Genomic DNA, 21,510 nt, shown 5'->3' with positions numbered 1-21,510 from the left:
GCGCCGCACCAGCGAGGGCAAGACCAGCCGCGAGATCAAACGCTGCCTCAAGCGTTACATCGCCCGCGACCTCTACCGCCTACTCGAATCAGGACCAATCAGGGATTGACGATCCATAGGAGCGTCCCGGCCGGCCTCCCACCGCGGGCGGTGCCCTCCTTCGGCGCCCCCCGCTAGGGTCGAGACATGCACATCGGACTGGTCGGACTCGGCAAGATGGGTGGCAACATGCGCACCCGGCTGCGCAACGCGGGCCACACGGTGGTCGGCTACGACCGCAACCGGGAGCTCGCCGACGTGGACAGCCTCGCCGCGATGGTGGAGGCGCTCGGCGAGGCGGGTGGGCCGCGGGTGGTCTGGGTGATGGTGCCCCACGGCGAACCCACCAGGTCGACCATCGCTGAGCTCGCCGAGCTGCTGGGCGAGGGCGACCTCGTCGTCGACGGCGGCAACTCCAAGTGGACCGACGACGAGCTCAACGCCGAGCTGCTCGGCCGGCGCGGGATCGGCTTCGTCGACTGCGGCGTGTCCGGAGGCGTGTGGGGCCTGGAGAACGGCTACGCGCTGATGTGCGGCGGCTCCGACGACGACGTCGCCAAGGTGCAGCCCGCGTTCGACGCCCTGAAGCCCGAGGAGGGCGGCTTCGTGCACGCCGGGCGGAAGCCCGGTGCCGGCCACTTCGCCAAGATGGTCCACAACGGCATCGAGTACGCCATGATGCAGGCCTACGCCGAGGGCTGGGAGCTGCTCGAGAAGGTGGACATGGTCGAGGACGTGCCGGCCGTGTTCGAGTCCTGGCGGCACGGGACGGTGATCCGGTCCTGGCTGCTCGACCTGCTGACCGAGGCGATCGAGGCCGACGAGCACCTCGACAAGCACCGCGGCTACGCCGACGACTCCGGCGAGGGCCGGTGGACCGTGCAGGCGGCGATCGACAACGCGGTCCCGATGCACGTCATCGCGGCCTCGCTCTTCGCGCGGTTCACCTCGCGCCAGGACGACAGCCCCGCGATGAAGGCGGTCGCGGCGATGCGCAACCAGTTCGGCGGCCACGCCGTGCACACCGACCCGCCGCCGGGCGGCGAGGCGAACCCCGACGACTGACCAGGCTGACTGGCGGCGGTCGGTCAGCCGGGGTCAGTCCGGGTCAGTCCGGGTCAGTCTGGGTCAGACGGACACCGCGCGCAGCACCGCGAAGCCCAGCCACGCCACGGCGACGGCGATCGCGACCGGGTGCCGGACCAGCCGGTCCAGCGACGGTGGCGGCGTACGACGCAGCCGGGCGCGCACGGCCAGCACGGCGAGCGTGACGACCACCGCCGCGGCGAGCGGCCCGAAGGGATGGGTGAGGAACGACTCGCGCCACCAGCCGTGGGTGAGGTAGACCCACGAGCGGGTCAGCCCGCAGCCGGGGCAGGGCAGCCCGGTGAGGGCACGCACCGGGCACAGGACCGGCCCGTCCTCGATCGAGGCGGGCGAGAGGAAGCAGGCGGCCACCAACGCGACGACCCCGCCGGCCGCGAGCACGTCAGCGCTCGCGAGCCGCGGGGTCGTCGTCGGTTCGACTGCCGTCCTCATCGGCCGGTCGTGGTCAGCGGAGCGGGCGTCCCTGCGCGTCGGGGATCTTCCGCAGCGTCACCATGATCGCGTCGATGATCGACCAGATGCCGCAGCCACCCAGGGTCAGCAGCTTCGCCACGCCGAGGCCGGTGTAGCCGAGGTAGAAGCGGTCCACACCCAGGCCGCCGAGCAGCCAGGTGAGGATGAGGGCCATCGTCCACTCCTTGTCGGAGTAGAGGCCGGGCACGTCCTTGGCAGCGAAGTACTGCTGGCTGTCGGCGGTGCGGACCGGGGTGTCGGACTTGATCTGCCCCGAGACGGCCATCTGGGCGAGCGACCCGAAGTCGACCGGGCCCTGCTCCTGGCCGAGCACGTTGAGGTAGTACGAGCCGCCGCCGGGGGCGCCGTAGGCCTGCGGCTGGTTGCCGTAGGGAGGGTTGGGTGGTTGCGTCATGGCGGTCAGCCTAGGCTGATCCGGTTCGGTCCAAACCTGTTTCCGGACGGAAGGTGGTGCTGGCGTGCACGTGTCTCACCTCGCGCTCCACGACTTCCGCTCCTACGCCGACGTCGACGTCGCCCTCGAGCCCGGAGTCACCGCGTTCGTCGGCAGCAACGGGCAGGGCAAGACCAACCTCGTCGAGGCGATCGACTACCTCTCGCGGCTCTCCTCGCACCGGGTCGCGACCGACGCGCCCCTGGTCCGCGCGGGCACCGACCAGGCGGTGGTGCGGGCCGCGGTGGTCCGTGACGGCCGGACGGCCATCCTCGAGGTCGAGCTGAACCCCGGCCGTGCCAACCGCGCGCGGGTCAACCGGTCGCCGCTGTCGCGCGCCCGCGACCTCGCCGGCATCGTCCGCACCGTCGTGTTCAGCCCCGAGGACCTCGCGCTGGTGAAGGGCGACCCCGCCCAGCGGCGGCGGTTCCTCGACGACCTGCTCGTGCTGCGCACGCCCCGCTACGCCGGCGTGATCGCCGACTACGAGCGGGTCCTCAAGCAGCGCAACACCCTGCTCAAGACGCTGTACGCCGCCCGCGGCGGCAGCCGCGACGCGGCGCTCGCCACCCTCGCGGTGTGGGACGACCACCTGGTCGCCACCGGCGCCGAGCTGCTCGCGGCCCGGCAGGCCCTGGTCGCCGACCTGGCGCCGTACCTGGGGAAGGCGTACGAGGCCGTCGCCCGCGGTGCCTCCCGCGACGACGCGCGGATCGCCTACCAGGCCACCGTCCACCCGGAGCCGGAGGTCGACTCGGCGGAGGGGACCGCGCCGCAGCCGCCGGCCGAGCACCTCACCGCCGCGTTCCGCGCCGAGCTCGAGCGCCGCCGCGACGACGAGATCGGCCGCGGGCTGACCCTCGTCGGACCGCACCGCGACGACCTGCTGTGCACGCTGGGTCCTGGGGAGGACGACCGGCTGCCGGTGCGCGGCTACGCCAGCCACGGGGAGTCCTGGTCGTTCGCGCTGGCCCTCCGGCTCGCGGCCTACGACCTGCTCCGGGCCGACGGCGACGACCCGATCCTGATCCTCGACGACGTCTTCGCCGAGCTCGACGCCGACCGGCGCACCCAGCTCGCCGAGCTGGTCGCGCAGGCCGAGCAGGTGCTGGTCACCGCCGCGGTGGAGGCCGACGTGCCCGAGCAGCTGCGCGGAGCGACGTACCACGTCGCGGCCGGCGAGGTGACCCGTGGCTGAGGAGCCCCGCGTCCCGGAGGAGCCGGAGCAAGCTGGGGAGCCGGAGGAGCACCGCCCCGACGGGCTGGACCTGGCCCGCTCGATGATGCGCGGCGCCGCCGGGATGAGTACGACGCCCGCCCGGCGCCGCTCCCGCCGCACCGCCGACGGCTCGGCGCGGCCGCGCGGCCGCCCGGGGGAGGCGCAGCTGTCGGGCGCGCACCCCGACGGCCGCGACCCCCAGCCGCTCGGCACCGAGCTGGGCCGGATCATCGACGACCGCGGCTGGGCGCTCGACCTGCGGGTGCGCGGCGTCTTCGCCCGGTGGGCCGAGCTCGTCGGCCCGGAGATCGGCGCCCACTCCACCCCGGAGTCGCTCACCGACGGCGTGCTCGTGGTTCGCACCGACTCCACCGCGTGGGCGACCCAGCTGCGGCTGTTCGCCAGCACCGTGGTGCGTCGGCTCAACGAGGAGCTGGGCGACGGCACGGTCACGGTCGTCGAGGTGCTGGGCCCCAACGCGCCGACCTGGAAGCACGGCCGCCGGTCGACCCGCGACAGCCGGGGCCCCCGCGACACCTACGGCTGAGCCGCTCCGATCGATGCCGAGGATCGCCTCCCAGGGCGATCGGCAGCCCCGCTCGCCGTACCGGGACCCATCGCCACCCCTGCCAGACGCTCCTGACGCCGGTTCCGGAGCGCTCAGCCGGTTGTCTCCTCCACGGACCACCCCCGTCGCGGGGCGGCATGCGTGTCAGAGGCCCCTGAGGCCGCTATGATGGACCCAGGGCCGGGTTCGCGTCGTCACGGCGTGAGCCCCGGCCCTCGTCATGCCGCCGCCCCCGAAGAGGTCCTCGTGTCCACTGCCGACCAGTCCACCCCCGCGGTTCCCGACGACGCCCCCGCCGCGACCCTCCCGGAGTACGACGCCTCGGCGATCCAGGTCCTCGAGGGGCTGGAGGCGGTCCGGAAGCGGCCCGGCATGTACATCGGCTCCACCGGCGAGCGCGGCCTGCACCACCTGATCTGGGAGATCGTCGACAACGCCGTCGACGAGTCGCTGGCCGGCTACTGCGACCGGATCGTCGTCACGCTGCAGGCCGACGGCTCGATCCGGGTCGAGGACAACGGCCGCGGCATCCCCACCGACACCGCGCCCGGGCAGGACGTCCCGGCGGCGACGCTCGCCCTGACCGTCCTGCACGCCGGTGGCAAGTTCGGCGGTGGCGGCTACAAGGTGTCCGGTGGCCTGCACGGCGTCGGCTCCTCGGTCGTCAACGCGCTCTCCACGCGGCTGCACATGCAGATCAAGAACCGCGGCAAGCTGTGGGAGCAGGAGTTCACCGCCGGCGTACCCGACTACGACCTGCGCGAGGTGCGCGACCTCGAGGAGGGCGAGCGGACCGGCACCACGATCACCTGGTGGGCGTCCCCGGAGATCTTCGAGACCACCGCCTACAACCTCGAGACGATCTCCTCGCGGTTCCGCGAGATGGCGTTCCTCAACAAGGGCCTGACGATCGTGCTGCGCGACGAGCGCCCGGAGGCCGAGGAGATCGCCGAGGCGGTCGACGACGACACCGCCGCCGAGGGCGACGACCGGCACGCCGCCGACGAGATCCACGCCAGCGAGGCCGACGGGCACCGGATCCTCGAGCAGGTCTTCATGTACGAGCGCGGCCTGGCCGACTACGTCGACTTCCTCAACCGCCGCAAGCAGCCGATCTCGCCGATCATCGCCTTCGAGGCCGAGACCGGCGACAAGGCGCCGAACCCGATGAGCCTCGAGGTCGCCATGCAGTGGCAGTCGACCTCCTACAACGAGTCGGTGCACACCTTCGCCAACAACATCAACACCCCCGAGGGCGGCACGCACGAGGAGGGCTTCCGCGCGGCGCTCACCTCGCTGGTCAACAAGTGGGGCGAGGACTGGGGGCTGATCAAGAAGAAGGAGGACCGGGTCAGCGGCGACGACATCCGCGAGGGCCTGACCGCCATCATCAGCCTGAAGATCTCCGAGCCCCAGTTCGAGGGCCAGACCAAGGCCAAGCTCGGCAACACCGAGGCCAAGGGCTTCGTCCAGTCGGTCGTCAACGACCAGCTGGGGGAGTGGCTGGAGAAGAACCCCGGCGAGGGCAAGGACATCATCCGCAAGGCCCAGGCCGCGGCGTCGGCCCGGCTCGCCGCGCGCAAGGCGCGCGACCTGGCCCGCAACCGCAAGGGCCTGCTCGGGGGCGGCGGCCTGCCCGGCAAGCTGTCGGACTGCCAGTCGACGAACCCCGAGGAGTGCGAGGTCTTCATCGTCGAGGGCGACTCCGCCGGCGGCTCGGCCCGCCAGGGCCGCGACCCGCGGATCCAGGCGATCCTCCCGATCCGCGGCAAGATCCTCAACGTCGAGAAGGCGCGCATCGACAAGGTCCTGGCCAACCAGGAGGTGCAGGCGATCATCTCCGCGCTCGGCACCGGCATCCAGGAGGAGTTCGACCTGGAGAAGCTGCGCTACCACAAGGTCGTGCTGATGGCCGACGCCGACGTCGACGGCCACCACATCAACACCCTGCTGCTGACCCTGCTCTTCCGGTTCATGCGGCCGCTGATCGAGCACGGCTACGTCTACATGGCCCAGCCCCCGCTCTACCGGATCCGCTGGAACAAGCCGCACGAGCACGAGTTCGTCTACTCCGACGCCGAGCGCGAGGCGCTGACCCAGGACGGCCTGGCCAACGGCAAGAAGCTGCCGAAGGAGAACCCGGTGCAGCGCTACAAGGGTCTCGGCGAGATGAACGCCGAGGAGCTGTGGGAGACCACGATGAACCCCGAGCAGCGGCTGATGCTGCAGGTCAACCTCGACGACGCGGCCCAGGCCGACGAGATCTTCTCGATCCTGATGGGCGAGGACGTCGAGCAGCGCCGCTCCTTCATCCAGCGCAACGCCAAGGACGTCCGATTCCTCGATATCTAGGTCTCTAGCCGACTCCCTAGAAACCCCTAGATCTCGACAGAACGACGCAGAGAGAGCAACCGTGACTGAGACCCCCACCAACCTCGGCGCCGGCGACGGCGGGCCGGGCGGCCGGATCGAGCCGATCGAGCTGCAGACCTCCATGCAGCGCGCCTACATCGACTACGCGATGGCCGTCATCGTCGGCCGCGCGCTGCCCGACGTCCGCGACGGCCTCAAGCCGGTGCACCGCCGCGTGCTCTACGCCATGTACGACGGCGGCTACCGCCCCGACCGCGGCTTCTCCAAGTGCTCCCGCGTCGTCGGCGACGTGATGGGTCAGTACCACCCCCACGGCGACTCCGCGATCTACGACACCCTGGTCCGGCTCGCGCAGCCGTGGGTGATGCGCGCGCCGCTGGTGCACGGGCAGGGCAACTTCGGCTCGCCGGGCAACGACGCCGCCGCGGCCATGCGGTACACCGAGTGCCGGATGGCGCCGCTGGCGCTGGAGATGGTCCGCGACATCGAGCAGGAGACCGTCGACTTCCAGCCCAACTACGACGGCCGGTCGCAGGAGCCGACGGTCCTGCCGAGCCGGTTCCCCAACCTGCTGGTCAACGGCTCGGCCGGCATCGCGGTCGGCATGGCCACCAACATCCCGCCGCACAACCTCCGCGAGGTGGCGGCCGGCGCGCTGTGGGCGCTGCAGCACCCCGACGCCTCCCGTGAGGAGCTGCAGGACGCGCTGATCGAGCGGGTCAAGGGGCCCGACTTCCCCAACGGCGCGCTGATCGTCGGTCGCGAGGGCATCGAGCAGGCCTACCGCACCGGCCGCGGCTCGATCACCCAGCGCGCGGTGATCGAGGTCGACGAGGACAGCCGCGGGCGCACGATCCTCTCGATCACCGAGCTGCCCTACATGGTCAACCCCGACAACCTCGCGCTGAAGATCGCCGAGCTCGCCGACTCCGGCAAGGTCCAGGGCATCAGCGACGTGCGCGACGACTCCTCGGGCCGCACCGGCCAGCGGCTCGTCGTGGTGCTCAAGCGCGACGCGGTCGCTCGCGTGGTGCTCAACAACCTGCTGAAGCACACCGAGCTGCAGACCAACTTCTCGGCCAACATGCTGGCGCTGGTCGACGGCGTGCCGCGCACGCTGAGCATCGACCAGTTCATCAGCAACTGGGTGGCCCACCAGATCGACGTCATCCAGCGGCGCACCCGGTTCCGGCTGGCGGAGGCCGAGCGGCAGGCGCACATCTACCGCGGCCTGGCCAAGGCGCTGGACATGCTCGACGAGGTGATCGCGCTGATCCGGCGCTCGCCCGACGTCGAGGAGGCCCGCTCCGGCCTGATGCAGCTGCTGGAGATCGACGAGATCCAGGCCAACGCGATCCTCGAGATGCAGCTGCGCCGGCTGGCGGCCCTCGAGCGGCAGAAGATCATGGACCGGCTCGCCGAGCTCGAGGCGCTGATCGCCGACCTGCAGGACATCCTGGAGCGCCCCGAGCGGCAGCGGCAGATCGTCTCCGACGAGCTGGCCGAGATCGTCGAGAAGTACGGCGACGACCGCCGCACCCAGATCATCGCGGCCGACGGCGACCTGTCGATGGAGGACCTGATCCCCGACGAGGACCAGGTCGTCTCGATCACCCGCGGCGGCTACGCCAAGCGCACCCGCGCCGACCAGTACCGCACCCAGAAGCGGGGCGGCAAGGGCGTGCGCGGCGCGAGCCTGCGCGGCGACGACGTGGTGGAGCACTTCATCGCCACCACCAGCCACCACTGGCTGCTGTTCTTCACCACCGCCGGCCGGGTCTACCGCACCAAGGTCTACAACCTGCCCGAGGCCTCGCGCGACGCGAAGGGCGGCCACGTAGCCGGCCTGCTGTCCTTCCAGCCCGACGAGTCGATCGCGCAGGTGCTGGCGATCCGCGACTACGAGCAGGCGCCGTACCTCGTGCTGGCCACGAAGAACGGCCTGGTGAAGAAGACCAGGCTCGCCGACTACAACAGCCCGCGGCAGGCCGGCGTGATCGCGATCAACTTCCGCGACGACGACGACGAGCTGATCGGCGCGGAGCTGGTGTCGTCCGACGACGAGATCCTGCTGGTCTCGCGGAAGGGCCAGGCGATCCGGTTCCAGGCCGACGACACCCAGCTGCGGCCGATGGGCCGGGCGACCTCCGGCGTCAGCGGCATGAAGTTCAAGGACGGCGACGCGCTGCTGTCGATGTCGGTGATCAAGGCTGCCGACGCGGCGCACGAGGAGTCCGACGAGGACATCCAGTACGTCTTCACCATCACCGACGGCGGCTTCGCCAAGCGCAGCCGGATCCTGGAGTACCGCAAGCAGGCCCGCGGCGGCTACGGCATCAAGGCGATGAAGCTCGTCGACGAGGAGCGCGGCGTGCTGGTCGGCGCCTTCATCGTCCACGACGGCGACGAGGTCCTCTCGATCACCCAGTCCGGCCAGGTGGTGCGGAGTCCGATCAACGACGACTTCCGGCCGACCGGCCGCTCCACGATGGGGGTCAAGTTCGTGTCGCCGAAGAAGGGCGACGCGGTGGCCGTGGTGGCCCGCTCGGTGGAGTCGAAGGTCGCCGAGGAGGAGATCGAGGAGGCGCTCGCCGAGTCCGGTGCCGAGTCCGGCGCCGAGGTGGTGTCCGCGGCCGCCGAGGAGGTCGCCGCCCGGGACGACGTCGACCTGACGGAATCGCCGGATCAGGTGGGGGATGCCACAATCGAGGCATCCGCCGACCCGACGACCGGTGAGACCGGGGCGACGGGCGATCCCGGGGAGAGTGAGAGCTGATGAGCGACCGAGCCGACGAGACCGCCGTACGACCTGCGGTCGACCCCGGTCGGCCGGCCGGCGCCACCTCCGTCGCCGAGGACGACCACTCCGCCGACCGGGGGCGGGACCGGCAGAACGACGGCGGTCGCGGCGCGGACCGCGACCACGAGTCCGGCCGGTCCGGCTCCGGAGCCACCAGCTCCGGCACCTCGAGTGCCCAGGGCACGCCCGCCCAGGCAGCCGCGGCCGCGCGAGGCCGCGGCCCGCGTCGCGCGCGCCTCCGGCTCACCCGGATCGACCCCTGGTCGGTCATGAAGACCGCGTTCCTGCTGTCGATCGCCTTCGCCGTGGTCACCGTGGTGTCCGTGGCGATGGTGTGGCAGGTGCTCGGCGCCGCGGGCGTGTGGGAGTCGATCAATTCGACCATCCAGGAGAGCATCGGGGGCGAGGAGACCTCGTCCTTCCGCGTCGAGGACTACGTCGGCACCGGCCGCGTGCTCGGCTTCACGATGCTCGTCGCGGCCATCGACGTCGTACTGATCACGGCGGCGGCGACCCTCACCGCCTTCCTCTACAACATGGCGGCGGCGCTGCTCGGCGGCGTCGAGGTCACCCTCGCCGAGGACGCGAACTGACGCTCCGCTCCGCGCCGGCCGGTGGGGGCGGCACCGTTTTGTTCGGCCCTCCCGGCGTCGGGTAGTGTTCCCCCTCGGCTCGCTGCCGCGGGGCTTCCACCCAGAGCGGCTTGCCACCCGGGCCTATAGCTCAGACGGTTAGAGCGCTTCCCTGATAAGGAAGAGGTCACAGGTTCAAGTCCTGTTAGGCCCACGCACCGGGTCGTCGGCGACCCGCTCCCCGACCGGAGGTCCGCATGGTCAAGAAGCTCGTGCTCGCGGCTCTCGCCGCCACCGGCGTCGTCCTCGCCCGCAAGAAGATGCAGGAGAGCAAGGCCGAGCAGGCGCTCTGGGCCGAGGCCACGGACAAGCTGCCGAAGAACTGAACCTCGCCGCTGGTCCGCGGTGGTCGCCCAGCGGCCGGCTCGGACCCGCGGCACCAGCGGGGCCTTGGCGCAATTGGTAGCGCACCTGCTTTGCAAGCAGGGGGTTAGGGGTTCGAGTCCCCTAGGCTCCACCACACGAAACCGCAGGTCAGCCTGCGGTTTCTTTCATTTCTCGGTACGTCGTCCGGCTGGCCAACCTCGCGCTGCGGGGGACTGGTGGGGGAAGCCCCGCGATGGGTCGTCGGTTCCGAGCTAACTTCGCCGTTCCGGCCAATCAGTCGGACCACACCACTACTGTGACGGAAGTCAACAGTTGGAGGGCTGCTGGGAGGTGAGGATGGCGGAGCACTCTGATGGTCACGCTCGGGCGGCCGACATCTTTCACCCCGTTGCGCCGGACTCAGTGCGGATGTGCTCGGGGCCCTGTGGCGAGGTCAAGCTCTGCACCTCCTTTCGGACGGTCAGTGGGAAGCCTGGCGCGCGCTACGGCGAATGCCGCGCTTGTCGCGACAACCGCCTGAGGGGTGCCTTCGTCAGGACGCACGCCGGCGTCGACGACGGCCCAAAGGGGTTCCCAGCGGGTGGGCGTAGAGCAACCATCCGGGATCAGCGGCTCGCGACCGCTGAGACCGTCCTTGAGGTGATGATGGGTCGAAGAGGTCAGGCGACCACCTTCAACGAGCTGTACGAAGAGGTCTTCGATCGGGTCGCGTTCGTGCCGGCGGAGGCGGATGTCCGCTCCAGCATTCGCGATCTGCTGAGGTCGGACGAGCGATGCGTGAAGCTCGGTCGCGATGCATTCGCCTGGGTCCTGCCTGGCGAAGCGGCGCCCCCGCCTCCCGCACCGCCGCACGTTGTCGAGATGATCGAACGCCGCCGGCAGGGACTCACTCTGGACGAGATCGGCGCTGAGTTCGGAGTGACTCGGGAACGTGTGCGCCAGCTGCTGAAGAAGCACGGCGGTCCGACAGCCGACGAGATTCGCGAGCTTAGGGCCGCCGAGGCCAGGTCTGCGCAGCGTGTCCGCGAAGAGGCAATAGCCGGTGCGATCCGGAGCGTCCTTGAGGCACGCGGACCTATGACGGTGGCTGAGATGACCGAGGCCACCAGTTTGGACGCCGGCGATGTGTCGAAGTGTTGGCCGAAGGAACTGGGACACCTTCGGCTGCATTCGAGTGGGACGTACGAGAGTCGATGGTCCGATGAAGAGATCCTCGATGCGATTCGTGAAGCGGCACTGTACGAGTTTCCACTCACGACATCCGCGTACGCGGAGTTGCTATCCCAGGGACAGATCAAGGGGCCGTCGACCCCCCGCATCTCGCAGCGGTTTGGGTCTTGGACTGCGGCCTGCGAGGCGGCTGGTGTCGTAGCCGGGCAAACGATGCGGTCCCACTACGAGTCGCGCTGGTCGGACGATGACCTTCTGCGGATTGTGCATCAATACCTGCTCGATCCGGAGGCACCGAGCTCCGCCACCGGCTTCGATGGGTGGAAGCGAACCTGTGCTCCTGACGGACCGTCCTTTCAGACGCTCCGCAACAGGTTCGGGTCATGGACCGAGGTGAAGCGCCGCGCGCTGGCGCAGGAGGGAGGGTCGAGTGACGGAGATCGAACGGCTTGACAAGGTTCTGTCGTCGGCGATCGATGGTGAAACGCGGGCCGGGATCTGGGCGGCGGCGCGCTCGATCCTTGAGCAAGGCCCGGCTGAGGAATCCACCTCCCAGTCAACAGTCCTCGCCCTCGGATACGTCCAGTCGGGAAAGACAACGTCCATCACGGCCCTTGCCGCCGCTGCCGCGGATTCCGGATACCAGGTGATCGTCGCGCTGCTCGGCTCCACGAATCTTCTGCTCGATCAGAACAGTGACCGGCTCGAGGCCGCTCTCGGCATCACGACGCGATCCGACTACGTGTGGATCAGCGAGACGAATCCGGCCACCGACGCGGCTGGCAAGAAGCTGCGCCGGTTCGTTGACATGGGGCGAGTGTGTCTCGTCCCGGTCCTGAAGCACGCTGGTCGCATCCGCGCCGTTGCCAAGCAGATGGGGAAAATCCCAGACGATGTGCGCGTCCTGATCATCGACGATGAGGCCGATCAGGCCTCTCTGAACACCAAGAAGGACGCGGAGAGCAGCACCTACGCGGCCATTCGGGAACTTCGGAAGGCAGTCCCGAGGCACCTGTACGTTCAGTACACAGCCACCCCGTATGCGCCGCTCCTGCTCGACGCAGCAGACATCCTGAGCCCGCAGCACGTGGAGTTTCTAACGCCAGGCAAGGGCTACACCGGCGGCAAGCAGTTCTTCATCGACAACGCACATCGCGTGGTCCGCAGCGTCCCACTGCTGGATGAACAGGCGTCCAAGGCGCCGCCCCTGCAACTGCAGAAGAGCCTCCACCAGGCTCTCTCCGCCTTCCTGGCTGGATCTGCACTGCTGCTTCTCCATGACGCGGCGAGTCCGCCGATCAGCATGCTCGTCCACTCCACGGCACGCAACGACGTACAAGCGAGGTACGAGTTCCTGATCCGACGTCAGATCGAGCAATGGAAGAAGACCGTCGTCTCGGGGGACATCGGCAGCGTGCCTGACTCCATCCTCGAGGAGCGTCGACGGATCGTCGAGAACGGCGCGAAGGACGTAGACGACGGCGCGTTCGTCGAGAAGCTCAAGGCGGTGCTCTCGGAGGCGATGACCTGGCTCGTCAACAGCACCGCTGATGTGAACAAGGTGGACTGGCACGTGTCCCCGATCCACGTCCTCGTCGGAGGCAACAAGCTGGACCGCGGGTTCACCGTTGAAGGACTGACGGTCACTTATATGAACCGGCCGGCGAGCCCCCAGGTCGACACACTCGAGCAGCGCGCGCGTGCGTTCGGCTACCGCAGTGACCTGCTTCCCTACTGCCAGTTCTTCGCGAGCAAGAAGACGATCCGATCTCTGACCGAGGTCGTCCACACCGAGGAGGACCTCCGCGCCCGCCTGCGCGACCATGTCGAGAGCGGTGGTTCTGTGCACACTTGGGCTCGGGAGATCGGCCTGATGTTGCCAGACGGCATGACGCCAACTCGGTCGAGCGTCGTCACCGCGCTGTCGACCATGGGGCTCGGTTGGCACCAGATGAGGGCGCCTTCACGCCTCGACGAGGACACCGCTCACAACCGCGCGTTGCTTGAGAAGATCGGCCTTCTGAGTGCCCCGCGAGTACCGCAGGGTCGGCTGGCCTTCCGGACGATCTACCTTGACTCCTACGAGCCGCTGGAGACACTTCTCCGGGAGTGGGCACGGCCGGACTACAGCCCTGGCTGGCTGCATGACGAGTTCGTCGATGCGGTGAGCCGAGGCTTCGCGCATCTCAAGAAGGCCACCGTGATGCTGATGGAGGACGGCGCCGCGCCTCGGAAGCGCAAGTGGTCCGGTGAGCTCGGGTTCGTCAACCTCTTTCAGGGCCGTGACCTCAAGCCCCAAGCCAACGGTGACCTCTACCCCGGCGACCGACTCGTCGAGAACCTCGAGGAAGAGCCGAACCAGATCGTGATTCAAGTGCATCGCACGGTGGTGCGAGACCATGAGGCAGACGGCGAGGTCCTGGCCTTGGCTGCGTACCTCGGATCCGGTCTCGTCGTACGAAAGGAATCGAATGTCTGAGTCGCTGCCGGTGAGTGCCGGGACCCCGGGAACGGTGCAGTTGTCGGCGCTGCGGCTGGACCCTGAGAACCCGCGCATTCCGGAGACACACCGGACGAAGGACACAGCCGAGTTGGCAACGCTGCTCGAGATGGGCTTCGAGGCCTACCCCGTCGCGCAGTCGATCGCTGAGCTGGGCTTCTTCAACGCCGAGCCCCTCATCGTGATCCCCAGCCCTGACGAGGCTGAGGCTTGGATCGTCGTTGAGGGGAATCGGCGACTTACGGCACTCATCGGCTTGGCGTATCCCGATGTCCGTGCTGGCTTCGCCACTCCCGACCGATGGGAGGAACTCGCGGCTAAGCGATCCATCAGTCCGGACATGTCGGTACCTGTTGTCATGCACGACTCGCGGGAGACGACGCACGCCGAAATCGCCCGAGTCCATGTCGTGGGCAAGCTGGCTTGGCGACCGTTCATGCAGGCGCGCTACATCGCCGCGCGAGTGGCTGAGGGCCGAACCCTGCAGGAGGTGGCCGATCTGATCGGAATCCCGAAGAGTAAGGCCGCCGACCTCTACCGGGACCAGGCGGTGCTGACACAGGCTGCCAGTCTCGGTCTGGAGACGTCCCAGGTCGAGAGCGCGTTCTCGCTCCTGACAGTTGCAATGGGAAGTACGAAGATCCGAAACCACGTCGGCGCGCCGTTGGGCTCGCAGACCGTGATCGGCCAGGACCCCATTCCGGCTGACAAGACTGCCGAGCTCAAGGAGGTCATCCAGTGGGTGTTCGGCGACGAGGAGCACGAGTCCCTCATCTCGGACTCCCGCCAGATCTCCCAGCTCGGGCTCGTGGTTGCATCGGAGGTCGGCTTGGGCGCGCTGCGCGAGGGCAAGACACTCGAGGAGGCCAAGCAGCGCATCCAGGAGAAGGGCCTCGATCCCCTGAAGGCGCTGACTCTGAAGTTGAACGCTGCGAAGAACTCGCTGAACGCAGCTAGCAGCGACGTCGCTGAGTTCGCCACGGATCTGGACGTGCGAAGTCTCGTCGAAGACATCGAGTCACTCGTCGGGAGCATCCGGTCGACGCTGGACGACATCGAGGCAGAGTCCGGACTGTAGTGCATGACTGACTTGGAGGTCTCCAACACGGAGGCCATCGCCGACTGGATCGAGACCAGCGTTCTCGTCAGCTCCTCGGGGCACTTTGGGCGCGACAAGTTGGACGACCTTGCTGCCGCCGAGATCGGTGCAACTCCGATGAAGGTTGCGATGGCCCTCGACGCGATGGCCAAGCGAGCGACCGTACTCGGTTCGTCGTATCCCTTTGCCGTGAGCGACATGGCTGTGTTGCGTCGCAACGCCAGGGACGCGGCCTACTACGTTGCGCTTCTCTTCCTGACTCCCGGATCAGTCGCCCGTCAAACAGTTCGGGCCTCCGAGACAGCCGAGATGGGCGAGTTGCTCGAGGAGATCTCAGAGACAGCGCTCGCAAACTTCTGGGGACCCGGCGGCAAAGCCCTTTCGTTTGGATACCCCTCGAAGCATGGCCGGCCCGAGGCCTTCGACCAGGCCGTGGTCTGGTTGGCCTCCGAGATCGGACTGGAACCCGGACGCGGGTACCGCCCGCCGAGAAGGAAGGACGGCGGGGTCGACGTCGTCGCGTGGCGTCAGTTCTCGGATCGGCGGCCGGGGTTCCCTGTCGCCTTGGCACAGTGCACGATCCAGGCAGAGACCTTCACGAAGACCACGGACGTCGACCTCCGGCTCTGGGCAAGTTGGCTCGCGATGGACATCGACCCGTTGAGCCTGCTGGTGATCCCCGGAACGATCCGGGCAGCTGGTCCTGACTGGAGGCAGTTGACCACGGTCGTCATGTTGATCGACCGCATCCGTTTGATGGACCTGCTCAGCCGCGCACCGGCCGACCATGGCGATATTGCTTGGGCCGCCGAGACGATCTCTGCGCTACGGCTGGTGTCGAGAGCAGCCGAGCTGTGACTACTACAAAGGCAGACATCGTCTGGAACATTGCCCTAAAGCTCGGCGTCGAGCCACCGAAGATGTCGACGGGTTCGACTGAGCCGCGCGAGATCTTCGAGCTCGTGAACGAGACTCTTGGGCTGGGTATCGACGCCAGGCTCACCAAGCCGGACATGGCTCGAGAGATCGTCGAGGCTGCGGGAGCAACTTGGAATGCGCACTACGAGTCGCGCGGGGGGACTGTCACGAAGGCGGGACTCTTGGCGGTCCTAGTCGCGGTCGATCACTTCGTCCGCTAGCGAGAGTGCCTTCCCGACCGCCTGGTCCCATGTGGCGAATCGGCGCAGAAGGACCGACCGGGGCGGCGCGTCGAACTCCTCCGCCCAGCTGTCATAAGAATCCGGCCCAGCCCATTCGCCCGCGGTCTCAAGGTAGATTCGCAGCAGGCGTAGCACCTCTACGTCGGAGTGCTTCTCGGTCTGCCAGGAGACGGTCGATGGACCCGATTGGACGCCGGCTGCGACGCACGCGTCCATCCAAGAGCCGAAGAGTCGTTGGATGCGACTTAGCGGGGGAACGTCCAGACCGGAGGCACGCAGATCCAGGTAGGCGCTAACGGTCAGTGGGAATGCCATCGTTGCCGCCTCCCCAATGGCCTCGATCGCCGAGTCTCGATCCCAGCGTTCCACTCTCGTGGCCGCCCAGTCTGGGTGAACGCTGTCCAGGAGCTGCTTCCGCTCTTCCTTCAGTCGGGCCTGGGCAAGCCAGTTCCGCTGTACCCCCAGCCATTGGCCGAGGCGTGTCCCATCTTCCATCTGTAGGTCCTTTGGAACGCGCGGATGGCCCTGCCTTGCCACCCATGTGCGGAAGGCATCCAGGTTTCGGCGCCAAGACTCTTCACGTGGATCGTGTGCGCCGTCGATGCCAAGTTCGCGCAAGGCTTCGGCGTACTCGTCCGGCAGGCCATCGCGCCGCAGCTTCATCTTGACGTTGGCGAACCAAGCGCCGAGTTCAAACCCGTCCGCTGTCACGTGTGAGCTAGGGACATGGATGCTTCCATGGGTCGCAACGTAATCCCGCAGCGCCGTGAGGCCTCGCGCAAACTTCGCCCGGTTCGGGGTGAACTCGAATCCCAACTCACGCAGCGACGTCTCTAAATCCGGACGAATCGAGCCGGTGACAAACTCGCGGCGGACCAATCGAACCCAAGCCCCAACATTCGTCCCGTCGGCGAGCGTCAGTTCGCTGGGGGCGTCCGCGTGACCGTTGGCCGCAACAAAGGAGGCGAGCCAAGCCAGCATGTCGGTATCTCGCTGCACCCGCTTGCGCTGAGCATGTGACATCGGCTCCCACACGAGTCCGAGTTCATCGAGCAGGACTTCTCTCTCGGGGGTTAGCCGTCCCGATCGGCGCCAGACGCGTTGAGTGTTGACCCATCGCCCGAGGCGAAACCCTTCCGGGGTTTCGCAATCGACCGATATCTCAGCGCTACCGTTCGCCTCAACATACTGGCGCAGGAAATCGAGTCCCGTTTCCCACGTGGCACCGCGCCAACTCGCACGCTTCTCATCAACCAACTCGAGTCCAATCCCTGAACCTTCGGGGCAGATCAGCGCTGCGGCGCAGAAGTCAACTCGCGATGACGCCTGCTGCCCGCTGTCGCCGCCGTCGGAGGATCACGTCGCGATCCTTGTCCCAGTATCGTTCTACCGCGACATCCGGGCTGTCGTCCGAGTTCTTGACGGTCTCGGCCAAGCCGGGCGCGCGGCGCTGCACCGAGTCCAGTGTCTGCCTCACGTGCTCTCGGAACACGTGGTACGCGGCGCCGACGTTCACACCGTTCCCCATCTGCTTGTAGGTGGTCGCGTCCGGCTGATCGCCGAAGTCGAACCACTCCGGAAGGCCCTGGAGCCGCGCTGCCTCCCGAGGCGACAGTCGCCGAAGCCGGTCGCCGAGGATGCTCGTCTGCGTGATCGCGACAAGAGCTGGGACGTAGGTCGCCTGCTTCACGCGCAGTCCGGACGGTCGTAGATGCATGACCGTATCCGCCAAGGACTCGGCATCCTGCGCCTGCCATTCGAACTTGCGCCTCGAGGGTGGAAAGTCGCGGAGATAGTTCCATCGCGCAAGCCAGGCTTCGAGCAGGTCCTGGTGTTCCGTGTAGAACGCCGAGTTCTTCCGAAGGAACGCTGCCTTCCACTCAGCCGTGGCCGGCGGGACCACAAGGTCATCCTGGTGGACGAAGGCGTCAACCCAGACGGGGAAGCCGGGGAGCTTGGTAACCCCAGCCTGCCGGAGCGTGACAACAAAGTCGTTCCATGCCTCGACCCACGTCGTTTCCGCAGGACCCAGGTTCAAGCGAAGCCGATTGCCGACCTCCGGGTCTGGCTGGACCGGAAGGTGCTCCTCGAGGTTCCATTCGGACGGCGACCAGCCGTCGACAGGAAGGTGAGCAACCGCTGGTTCCACATCGGCGTGCGAGCTTTGCGTCCCGACGTACGTCGCCATGATGAACACTCGCTCGCGGACCTGTGGCCGCCCGCCGCGCTCGGGGGGGAGTAGATGAGGGGAGAAGACGATCGGGCGCGAGGAGACTTGGTACCCGAGCTCGCGGAGCGAGCGCACGATCACTTCCCACTCGTGCTTGTGGCGCGGTCCGTGGATGTTGCGGACGTTCTCAAGCATGACGACGGTGGGTCGCCGCACCTCAAGGATGCGGAGAATGTTCCAGAAGAGCGTGCCTCGCGCCTCGTCCATGCCTCGCTGATAGCCAGACTTCGAGAAGGGCTGACACGGGAAGCCGGCCGCCAACACGTCGTGCTTCGGCACCCTCATTCGGGTTTCGGTGTCATCGACGATGTCGCCGTAGGCGGGGATTCTCCAGTTCCGTTCGTACACGGCGGCAGCCGCAGCGTCCTTCTCCACGGCATAGAGGCACTCGCCGCCGAGCGCCCCGAGCGCGGCGTGGAACCCCCCGACGCCGGCGAAGAGATCAACGAAGGTAAACGACGCCCCTGACGCTCTCATGTCAGCTAGCTTAGCTGACTTTGCTGGCCGACGGGGCCGTTCATCCATGACTTCCTCCGTCTGTCCCGATCCAGTTGCGCCATGGCGCATCTCGCAGGCTATGGACTGGGGCCGACAGAGCCGGGCCATCGGCTCCCAGCACTGGGTGTCGGCAGCAGGAACGCGCGCGGGCCAAGTCTCTACCTGGCTCTGGGGTGCGAAGTGGCTGGATGTCCTGCGCGGCGAGGTCTCGTGATCCAGCATGGTCCACGTGAGTCAGCAGTCGTGGCGGGGCGTGACCTGGGAGGTCGGCTACGAGCACTTCGTCGCATACATCCATGAGCACGGGCCGGGTCCAATCCCCTCATCGGTCGTGTGTGACGACGGCTTCCAACTCGGCAGCTGGGTCAGCACCCAGCGAACTTTCCGTCGTAATGGGCGAATAAAGCCCGACCGGCTTGAGTTGCTTGACCAGCATGGCTTCGACTGGGAGCCCGCCGCCGCCGCGCGCAGCGCGAACCTTGCTCTCCTCGCCGAGTACCTGAAGGAGTACGGGGACATCAACGTCCCGGTCATGTACCGCTCAAGGACTGGCAAGCCGATCGGCAAGTGGCTCCAGGCCCAGATTGGCGCCTACCACGAAGGCAAGCTGTCAGATCACGTGAGGGTCGGTCTGGAGGTCCTCGGCGTTGATTGGACGTTTGGCCGGGTCGATCCGTTCGACATGGCCCTCGATGAGTTGCGTCGTTACGTCGAGACCGAGGGAGACGTCCATGTGCCGAACTCGTATGTCGCACCCTCTGGATTCGCCTTGGGCAAGTGGTTCGCCAAGAACAAGAGCCTCATGAAGAAGGCAGCCCTACCGCCGGAGCGGATCCAACAACTGCGGGAACTCGGCGTCGATCCCGATCGGGATATGCGCGAGGAAGCATGGCTGCAGGGCTTCGACGTACTGCGCAAGTACCACGCGGAGGTTGGCGACGCCCGGGTGCCGAGCCACCACGTAACCCGCACCGGCTTTGCGCTGGGATCGTGGCGTCGAACGCAGCGGTCGTGGTTGAAGAGCGGACGGTTGCGCGCAGACCGCAAGACGCTCCTCGACCAGTTGGACCCAACCTGGAACGACACGCGCCCAACCGGGTGGGCCGAGGAGCACGCTCTCGAATCCCTGCGCGAGGCAGCAACGATGGCCTATCCCCTCACCTCTAGCGCATATGAATCGCTGCGGTTCGAAGGTGCAGTTCGCGGTCCGGCACCCGACTGGTTTGGGCACCACTTTGCGTCGTGGGCGGCGGCCTGCGAAGCGGCCGGGGTGGACGGCGGCACGGACTACTCGGGATCGGTCGTGTATGCCGACGCCGATCTGGAGGCTAGCGCCCTACTGTTCTTCACCGAATGTGGCATTGGCTCCTCGAGTCGAGCCTACACCGAGTGGCTTGAACATCATGAGGGCCACCCAAGCGCGGCAGCCATCATCCGACGCTTCGGCAGTTGGCCCGCCGTCCGGAGAAATCTGGCCGACCGCCTCGCGCAGGGCGAATGACCACACGCCGTCCGACGATCTCGCCAAAGGCCGGACACGTGGTCGGCAGCTCTGGAACATGTGACGCGTGGGATCGGGGCCTTGGACGGACGACGAGATCGATGCGACGGTAGACGTCTACTTCCGCATGCTGACGCTCGAACTGGCGGGCGAAAACTACGTCAAGACGGAGTTCCGCCGCGAGGTCGAGCGGTACGTGGATCGGTCCTCGGGGGCGATCGAGTACAAGTTCAACAACGTCTCCGCTGTCCTCGATGAGCTCGGAGCTGTCTGGATCCCGGGCTACAAGCCACTGCGTAATGTCCAAGAGCGACTTCGCACGGTCGTGCGCGAGCGGTTCGAGGAAGACACTGACCTACGGTCGTTCATGCTGAAGGCAGTCGCGGATGGTGAGATTGCACGATCTGAGCTCGGCGCCGAGGTAGATCCGCCGGTTGCCGACTGGCCCGAGGGACGCAGCAGCAAGGTCGACGTCCTCGACATCAACTTCGCTGCGATCGAGTCAGCGAATCGTGCATTGGGTCGGGCCGGAGAAGAGACCGTGCTGCATGCGGAACAACGGCGGCTGAGCCTCGGGGGCCGGGATGACTTGGCGGCCGAGGTCCGTCATGTGTCCGTCGTCGATGGCGACGGCCTCGGCTACGACATCCAGTCCTTCCGCGACCTGACGGACGAGCCAGTATTCATCGAGGTGAAGACCACTAGGTACGGAAAGGAGATCCCGTTCTACATCTCCAGGAACGAGGTCGAAGCGTCGAACGACCTGGGTCCGTCGTACCGATTGTGGCGCCTCTACCGGTATGGCAAGCCGGACACCGGTCACTACAGGCTTCCTGGGCCACTGGCGCGACATGCGCAGTTGAGGCCAGACACCTACCGCGGACTGCCCTCGTCAGGATCAGCCTGACCACGCACGGTGGCCGCCACCCGGGCCGCGACCTGGTCGGGGTCCTCGTGCTCCCAAAATCGGAGAACCGTCCAGCCGGCCGCTCGTAGCCGAGACGTCGTATCGGCATCCCGGGCGACATTCCGAGCTAGCTTGTCGGACCAGTAGGACGCGTTCGACTTCGCGACCGTCCGGTGCTCAGGGCAGGAGTGCCAGTAACAGCCGTCGATGAACACGGCGATCCGCTGTCTGGTGAAGACAATGTCTGCGGTGCGTCGCAGTGGGGCCAGCGGTCGGTGTGCGACCCGAAAGCGAAGGCCTGCCGCGTGCAGCCGTCGTCTTACCGCTACCTCGGGGGAGGTGTCCCTTGAACGATTGCCCTGCATGACCCTTCGGGAAGCCGGACTGCTTGCCCAACTCTCATACGCAGCCATACTCGAGCATCCGTCGCGGAACCCGGCGACTCAAGCCCCAGTGAAGCGAGTCCGGGGCGT

18 protein-coding genes and 2 tRNA genes are annotated in these 21,510 nt (G+C 67.4%); 15 read left to right on the top strand and 5 right to left on the bottom strand.

The genetic code is table 11. The features are described from left to right. Window positions 1-186: 186 nt before the first annotated feature. On the top strand, window positions 187-1,104 hold the full coding sequence (gnd, locus tag ACPOLA_RS07070) for a phosphogluconate dehydrogenase (NAD(+)-dependent, decarboxylating) (RefSeq protein WP_435769704.1): 918 nt from the start codon (window positions 187-189) through the stop codon (window positions 1,102-1,104). A 63-nt stretch (window positions 1,105-1,167) separates the two neighbouring features. Here gnd and ACPOLA_RS07065 read toward each other — a convergent pair whose 3' ends face one another. Both ACPOLA_RS07065 and ACPOLA_RS07060 read right to left on the bottom strand, forming a co-directional pair. Then, window positions 1,168-1,578: a DUF2752 domain-containing protein gene (locus ACPOLA_RS07065; protein ID WP_435769703.1), complete on the bottom strand. Its 411-nt coding sequence runs from the start codon at window positions 1,576-1,578 to the stop codon at window positions 1,168-1,170. Between the two features lie 13 nt (window positions 1,579-1,591). Next, window positions 1,592-2,014, bottom strand: coding sequence for an NINE protein (locus ACPOLA_RS07060; RefSeq protein WP_435769702.1), 423 nt, complete (start codon window positions 2,012-2,014; stop codon window positions 1,592-1,594). 64 nt (window positions 2,015-2,078) lie between these two features. Here ACPOLA_RS07060 and recF point away from each other — a divergent pair, with 64 nt between their 5' ends. The 12 genes from recF (at window position 2,079) to ACPOLA_RS07000 (ending at window position 15,599) form a co-directional block, all read left to right on the top strand. Beyond that, window positions 2,079-3,251, top strand: coding sequence for a DNA replication/repair protein RecF (gene recF, locus ACPOLA_RS07055; RefSeq protein WP_435769701.1), 1,173 nt, complete (start codon window positions 2,079-2,081; stop codon window positions 3,249-3,251). Then, window positions 3,244-3,819, top strand: coding sequence for a DciA family protein (locus tag ACPOLA_RS07050; RefSeq protein WP_435769700.1), 576 nt, complete (start codon window positions 3,244-3,246; stop codon window positions 3,817-3,819). Before recF ends, ACPOLA_RS07050 begins: the two co-directional genes overlap by 8 nt. 222 nt (window positions 3,820-4,041) lie before the next feature. Further along, on the top strand, window positions 4,042-6,192 hold the full coding sequence (gyrB, locus tag ACPOLA_RS07045) for a DNA topoisomerase (ATP-hydrolyzing) subunit B (protein ID WP_435769699.1): 2,151 nt from the start codon (window positions 4,042-4,044) through the stop codon (window positions 6,190-6,192). A 61-nt stretch (window positions 6,193-6,253) separates the two neighbouring features. Further along, window positions 6,254-8,989, top strand: coding sequence for a DNA gyrase subunit A (gene gyrA, locus ACPOLA_RS07040; RefSeq protein WP_435769698.1), 2,736 nt, complete (start codon window positions 6,254-6,256; stop codon window positions 8,987-8,989). Then, complete coding sequence (locus ACPOLA_RS07035; RefSeq protein WP_435769697.1) at window positions 8,989-9,606, top strand: DUF3566 domain-containing protein; 618 nt, start codon at window positions 8,989-8,991, stop codon at window positions 9,604-9,606. The genes gyrA and ACPOLA_RS07035 overlap by 1 nt, the downstream gene beginning before the upstream one ends. 119 nt (window positions 9,607-9,725) lie before the next feature. Continuing rightward, window positions 9,726-9,799, top strand: a tRNA-Ile gene (locus ACPOLA_RS07030). A gap of 43 nt (window positions 9,800-9,842) precedes the next feature. Then, window positions 9,843-9,971, top strand: coding sequence for a DLW-39 family protein (locus tag ACPOLA_RS07025; protein WP_435769696.1), 129 nt, complete (start codon window positions 9,843-9,845; stop codon window positions 9,969-9,971). 58 nt (window positions 9,972-10,029) lie between these two features. Continuing rightward, window positions 10,030-10,105 (top strand) — tRNA-Ala (locus tag ACPOLA_RS07020). A 203-nt stretch (window positions 10,106-10,308) separates the two neighbouring features. Then, window positions 10,309-11,595 carry a sigma factor-like helix-turn-helix DNA-binding protein gene (locus ACPOLA_RS07015; protein ID WP_435769695.1) on the top strand — a complete coding sequence of 429 codons (1,287 nt, stop codon included), beginning with the start codon at window positions 10,309-10,311 and terminating at the stop codon, window positions 11,593-11,595. Next, window positions 11,573-13,621 carry a Z1 domain-containing protein gene (locus tag ACPOLA_RS07010; RefSeq protein WP_435769694.1) on the top strand — a complete coding sequence of 683 codons (2,049 nt, stop codon included), beginning with the start codon at window positions 11,573-11,575 and terminating at the stop codon, window positions 13,619-13,621. Before ACPOLA_RS07015 ends, ACPOLA_RS07010 begins: the two co-directional genes overlap by 23 nt. After that, window positions 13,614-14,720 (top strand): hypothetical protein, encoded by a 1,107-nt coding sequence (locus tag ACPOLA_RS07005; protein WP_435769693.1) that lies wholly within the window; start codon window positions 13,614-13,616, stop codon window positions 14,718-14,720. The genes ACPOLA_RS07010 and ACPOLA_RS07005 overlap by 8 nt, the downstream gene beginning before the upstream one ends. 3 nt (window positions 14,721-14,723) lie before the next feature. Then, the gene (locus ACPOLA_RS07000) at window positions 14,724-15,599 is read left to right on the top strand and encodes a hypothetical protein (RefSeq protein ID WP_435769692.1); all 876 of its coding nucleotides are present in this window, start codon (window positions 14,724-14,726) and stop codon (window positions 15,597-15,599) included. A gap of 251 nt (window positions 15,600-15,850) precedes the next feature. Here ACPOLA_RS07000 and ACPOLA_RS06995 read toward each other — a convergent pair whose 3' ends face one another. Together ACPOLA_RS06995 and ACPOLA_RS06990 are read right to left on the bottom strand one after the other, a co-directional pair. Then, window positions 15,851-17,158 (bottom strand): helicase associated domain-containing protein, encoded by a 1,308-nt coding sequence (locus ACPOLA_RS06995; RefSeq protein ID WP_435769691.1) that lies wholly within the window; start codon window positions 17,156-17,158, stop codon window positions 15,851-15,853. A 52-nt stretch (window positions 17,159-17,210) separates the two neighbouring features. Next, on the bottom strand, window positions 17,211-18,608 hold the full coding sequence (locus tag ACPOLA_RS06990; protein ID WP_435769690.1) for a DNA cytosine methyltransferase: 1,398 nt from the start codon (window positions 18,606-18,608) through the stop codon (window positions 17,211-17,213). A gap of 250 nt (window positions 18,609-18,858) precedes the next feature. Between ACPOLA_RS06990 and ACPOLA_RS06985 the strand changes: the two genes are divergently transcribed. Both ACPOLA_RS06985 and ACPOLA_RS06980 read left to right on the top strand, forming a co-directional pair. Beyond that, a complete protein-coding gene (locus tag ACPOLA_RS06985; protein ID WP_435769689.1) occupies window positions 18,859-20,130 on the top strand; it encodes a helicase associated domain-containing protein in 1,272 nt (423 codons plus the stop codon). A gap of 67 nt (window positions 20,131-20,197) precedes the next feature. Then, window positions 20,198-21,037: a protein NO VEIN domain-containing protein gene (locus ACPOLA_RS06980; protein WP_435769688.1), complete on the top strand. Its 840-nt coding sequence runs from the start codon at window positions 20,198-20,200 to the stop codon at window positions 21,035-21,037. On the opposite strand, the gene ACPOLA_RS06975 is transcribed toward ACPOLA_RS06980, so the two are convergent. Then, entirely contained in the window at window positions 21,004-21,450 is a 447-nt protein-coding gene (locus tag ACPOLA_RS06975; RefSeq protein WP_435769687.1) for a very short patch repair endonuclease, read from the bottom strand. The two genes, ACPOLA_RS06980 and ACPOLA_RS06975, sit on opposite strands and share 34 nt — an antisense overlap. Window positions 21,451-21,510 lie beyond the last annotated feature (60 nt).

Origin of the sequence: Nocardioides proteolyticus (genome assembly GCF_051280635.3) — a bacterium.
Lineage (GTDB): Bacteria > Actinomycetota > Actinomycetes > Propionibacteriales > Nocardioidaceae > Nocardioides.
This window is presented reverse-complemented; position numbering and strand designations above follow the sequence as displayed.

What these genes read in the sequence shown, in the direction of transcription:
- gnd (WP_435769704.1), top strand. Translation starts at nt 187, where the DNA reads ATGCACATCGGACTGGTCGGACTCGGCAAGATGGGTGGCAACATGCGC.
- ACPOLA_RS07065 (WP_435769703.1), bottom strand. Translation starts at nt 1,578, where the DNA reads ATGAGGACGGCAGTCGAACCGACGACGACCCCGCGGCTCGCGAGCGCT.
- ACPOLA_RS07060 (WP_435769702.1), bottom strand. Translation starts at nt 2,014, where the DNA reads ATGACGCAACCACCCAACCCTCCCTACGGCAACCAGCCGCAGGCCTAC.
- ACPOLA_RS07035 (WP_435769697.1), top strand. Translation starts at nt 8,989, where the DNA reads ATGAGCGACCGAGCCGACGAGACCGCCGTACGACCTGCGGTCGACCCC.
- ACPOLA_RS07025 (WP_435769696.1), top strand. Translation starts at nt 9,843, where the DNA reads ATGGTCAAGAAGCTCGTGCTCGCGGCTCTCGCCGCCACCGGCGTCGTC.
- ACPOLA_RS07015 (WP_435769695.1), top strand. Translation starts at nt 10,309, where the DNA reads ATGGCGGAGCACTCTGATGGTCACGCTCGGGCGGCCGACATCTTTCAC.
- ACPOLA_RS07005 (WP_435769693.1), top strand. Translation starts at nt 13,614, where the DNA reads ATGTCTGAGTCGCTGCCGGTGAGTGCCGGGACCCCGGGAACGGTGCAG.
- ACPOLA_RS07000 (WP_435769692.1), top strand. Translation starts at nt 14,724, where the DNA reads ATGACTGACTTGGAGGTCTCCAACACGGAGGCCATCGCCGACTGGATC.
- ACPOLA_RS06990 (WP_435769690.1), bottom strand. Translation starts at nt 18,608, where the DNA reads ATGAGAGCGTCAGGGGCGTCGTTTACCTTCGTTGATCTCTTCGCCGGC.
- ACPOLA_RS06975 (WP_435769687.1), bottom strand. Translation starts at nt 21,450, where the DNA reads ATGGCTGCGTATGAGAGTTGGGCAAGCAGTCCGGCTTCCCGAAGGGTC.